Source organism: Streptomyces sp. NPDC057654 (assembly GCF_042800135.1).
GTDB lineage: Bacteria > Actinomycetota > Actinomycetes > Streptomycetales > Streptomycetaceae > Streptomyces.
The window spans coordinates 1-3,786 of record NZ_JBHVHQ010000837.1 but is presented as its reverse complement, the minus strand read 5'-3'; the positions used below and the strand labels follow the sequence as shown (position 1 = coordinate 3,786).

Below are 3,786 nucleotides of genomic sequence, written 5' to 3'. Positions count from 1 at the left end.
GCCGGGTGGCAGGCCGCCGGGTGGCCGGGCCGGGGCCGGGCCGGGGCGCGTACGGGCGCGGGGCTCGGCTTCGATACCGGCGCACTCGTCGCGGCCTACGGGCACACCGCCGTACTGGCCGGACGGCCCGGCAGCGTCGCGCTCCTGCTCATCGCGGCCGGTTCTCCGACCGGTCCAGATACTTCTCGAACGGCAGCGGCCCGATCGTCTCCGGGTCCGCCGACACGTCGAAGAGAGGGCGGTAACCGGCCGCCAGGTACAGACCCTTGGCCTCCGGCTGCCGGGGCCCGGTGGTCAGGAAGAGCCGTTCGTAGCCGCGCGCGGCGGCCTCCCGCTCCAGTACGAGCAGCACCCGCCGGGCCAGCCCCCGGCGGCGGTGCGCCGAGTGCGTCCAGATGCGCTTGAGCTCGGCCGTCGGCGGCCCGGCCGACTCGTGGCGGCGGAACGCGCCGCCCGCGATGGCCGCCCCGCGCTCCAGGAGCAGCAGGAACGCGCCCTCGGGCGGGGCGAATTCGGCGGCCGGATAGCCGTGCAGATCGGAGGACTCGCCGTAACGGGCGGTGTATTCGTACGTCAGCTCGTCGAGCAGCGGGCGGGCCAGCGGATCGTCGACGCTGGTGTGGTGGACGGTCAGCTCAGGGGCGCCCCCGGTCGGGGGCAGGGCTTGGGAACGCATACGGGACCCTTCGGGCGGGGGCTTGGACGGGCGCGGCGCCGGGACGGGGGAGGGCGGGCTGAGGGGAGGGTGCGCGAGGGGGAGTCGCTGAGGCGTGTGAGGACTCAGGCGTGTGAAGGCGCGGAAGGAACGCGCGTATGCCGCCGCCGCGCCGCGAAGGGCGGGCTCGGAGCCCGGAGAACAGCCGGGCTCGCAGGGCGGAAGGTCAGCTCTGACAGGACGACGACCACACCCGACCGAAGTCGATGTGGTCCCGCGTGACCAGCCACTGCCGTGAATGCATGGCCCAAGTGGAACAGGCATCCGTTTTCTCGTCAACTGATATGGGACGCACGGCTCACAGTGCGGACGGGGTTGACAACGCACCGTACGGGCGGCTTAGCCTCCTGTCACGGCCGTGCTGAGGGGCGCGGCCCGCGTGTGAAGGCGTATCCCGTGTTCGATCTCTGCATCCACGGAGCCTCCGCATGTCTTTGGGCAGCGCAGCCACGCACCCCGAAACCCTTTCCGCCGCCTCCCCGCCGAACCCCCGACCGGGCGCCGCCCGCCTCCTGAACGACCGCGCTCTGACCGGTCAGGCCATCAGCGATCGTGTTCCGAACGCCGCCCTCGTACCCTCCGTCGTGATCGTCGGCGCCGGGCCGCGCGCCACCGGGGTGATCGAGCGGATCGCCGCCAACGCGCCCGAGCTCCTCGACGGCGCGCGACTCGACATCCACCTCGTGGACCCGCACCCGCCCGGCGGCGGCCGGATCTGGCGGCACGACCAGTCGCGGCTGCTGTGGATGAACTCCATGGCCGAGGACGTCACCATGTTCGGCGACGAGTCCGTCGAGCAGGAGGGCCCGGTCCGCCCCGGCCCCTCCCTCGCCGAGTGGGCCGAGCTCGTACGCACCGGCGCGCTCGCCGTCGACCTCGAACCCGAAACCGCCGCGGAGCTGGCCGAGTTGACCGGCCAGACGTTCGCCAGCAGGCGGCTCCAGAGCGCGTACCTCGGCTGGGTGTACGAGCGGGCGCTGGCCGACCTGCCCCCGCACATCACCGTCCACGAGCACCGCCGCCGCGCCACCCGCGTGTCCGGGCCGCGCGACGGCCGGCAGCAGGTATGGCTCGCGGACCGGCCCACGCCGCTCCTCGCCGACCTCGTCGTCCTCGCCCTCGGCCACCTCGACGCCGAACCCGACGCGGAACAGAGCGCCCTCGCCGCCTTCGCCCAGGAACATCAACTCACGCACATTCCACCGGAGTTCACCGCCGACAGCGACCTGTCCGCACTGCGCCCCGGCGAGCCCGTCATCGTACGGGGCTTCGGACTGGCCTTCATCGACCTGATGGTGCTGCTCACCGAGGGACGCGGCGGGCGCTACACGGACGACGGGCCCGATGGCGCGCTGATCTACCACCCCTCGGGGCGGGAGCCCGTCCTGCACGTCGGCTCGCGGCGCGGCGTCCCGTACCACTCCAAGCTCGGCTACCCGCTGCGCGGCGAGGCGCCCCCGCTGCCCCGCTTCTTCGGCCCGGCCGAAGTCGACGCCCTGCTCGCCCGCCCCGGCCCGCTCGACTTCCGGCGCGACGTCTGGCCGCTGATCGAGAAGGAGCTGGGCTTCGCCCACTACCACCGGCTCTTCACCGCCCACCCGCACCGCACATCCGTCGACTGGCCGGACTTCGAGGAGAAGTACGCCGCCTGCGACCCCGGCGGCCCCGAACTCCAGGCGCTGGTCACCGCCTCCGTGCCCGACCCCGCCGACCGGCTCGACCTCGACACGCTCGACCGCCCCCTCGCGGGTCTGCGCCACACCGACGCGGATTCCCTCCAGGACGGCCTGCGCGGCTACATCGAGGCCGATCTCGCCCGCGCCCACGACCCCGCGCACAGCCCCGACCTCGCCGTCTTCCTCGCCCTGCTCTCCGTCTACGGGCAGCTCGTGCGCCTCGGCGACGTGGGCCCGTGGTGGCACGGCTTCTTCAGCTATCTCGCCTCGGGCCCGCCCGGCCCCCGGCTCCGCCAGCTCCTCGCCCTCTCCCGCGCCGGCGTCGTGCGCTTCCTGGGCGCGGACATGACCGTGACCGCCGACCCCGAGCGCGGCGTCTTCCGCGCGGACGGCGCGAGCGTGCCCGGTCACGCCGTCGAGGCGAGAGCGCTCGTCGAGGCCCGGCTGCCCGCGCCGTCCGTGGTCCGCTCGCGGGACACGCTGCTGCGCGGCCTGCACACGGACGGGGCCGCGGCGACCCCCGCCGGGCTGCTCGCCGTCGACCCCGTGGACCTGCGCGTCCTGGACCGTACGGGCCGCCCGCACCCCCGCCGCTTCGCCGTCGGCGCGCACACCGACGCCCGCTCGTCCGGGGCCTTCGCCCGGCCCCGCACCAACGCGCCCGCGTTCCGGCAGAACGACGCCACCGCGCGGGCCCTGCTCACCTTCCTGCGCGACGCGTCCTGTCGCACACCGCTCAGCGCTTGAGCCCAGCGCTTGAGTTCGGAGCTTGAGTCCAGCGCCCGAACGCATGCCGAGCCCGCACGGACTTCGAGGAACCCATAGAGACGTCGCTCCGCAGAGGCGAGAAGACCCGCCCGCCGCACGGGAGCGACCACCGAGAGAAGGCATACGACCATGTCCGTACCCTCCCCTTCCCGGCCGCTGCGGCTGGCCGCGGCCGTCGACCGCGCCGGCGCGCTCGACGCCGACCCGTACGTACGCGCCGCACGCCTCGCCGAGCGCGGCCGGCTCGACTTCGTCACCCTCGGCGACTCCTTCGCCCGGCGGGGCCCGGACGCCCTCGCCGTGCTCGCCCGCGTCGCCCCCGCGACCGAACGCGTCGGCCTGGTGCCGACCGTCACCACCACGCACACCGAGCCGTTCCACGTCTCCAGCGCCGTCGCCACGCTGGACTGGGTCAGCCGCGGCCGGGCCGGCTGGACCGTGGACGTGTCCACGACGGCGGCCGAGGCGCGGCTCTTCGGCCGCCGCCCCGCCGCCCCCGCGCGGGCGCTGTGGCGCGAGGCGGCGGAGGTCGCCGACGTCGCCGGGCGGCTGTGGGACAGCTGGGAGGACGACGCCGAGATCAGGGACATCGCCACCGGCCGCTTCATCGACCGCGACAAGCTCCAC

At 74.5% G+C, this 3,786-nt stretch carries 3 protein-coding genes; 2 read left to right on the top strand and 1 reads right to left on the bottom strand.

Translation table 11 applies throughout. From position 1 onward, the window contains the following. Positions 1–148: 148 nt before the first annotated feature. On the bottom strand, positions 149–676 hold the full coding sequence (locus ACFU99_RS36845) for a GNAT family N-acetyltransferase (RefSeq protein ID WP_384400970.1): 528 nt from the start codon (positions 674–676) through the stop codon (positions 149–151). A gap of 467 nt (positions 677–1,143) precedes the next feature. Between ACFU99_RS36845 and ACFU99_RS36840 the strand changes: the two genes are divergently transcribed. Together ACFU99_RS36840 and ACFU99_RS36835 are read left to right on the top strand one after the other, a co-directional pair. Continuing rightward, on the top strand, positions 1,144–3,138 hold the full coding sequence (locus ACFU99_RS36840; protein WP_384400967.1) for an FAD/NAD(P)-binding protein: 1,995 nt from the start codon (positions 1,144–1,146) through the stop codon (positions 3,136–3,138). A 150-nt stretch (positions 3,139–3,288) separates the two neighbouring features. After that, on the top strand, positions 3,289–3,786 hold a 498-nt coding region (locus tag ACFU99_RS36835; protein ID WP_384400964.1), incomplete at its 3' end, for an LLM class flavin-dependent oxidoreductase.

Bases quoted from the DNA above. Each gene is read 5' to 3' on its own strand.
- ACFU99_RS36840 (WP_384400967.1), top strand. From the start codon at position 1,144: ATGTCTTTGGGCAGCGCAGCCACGCACCCCGAAACCCTTTCCGCCGCC.
- ACFU99_RS36845 (WP_384400970.1), bottom strand. From the start codon at position 676: ATGCGTTCCCAAGCCCTGCCCCCGACCGGGGGCGCCCCTGAGCTGACC.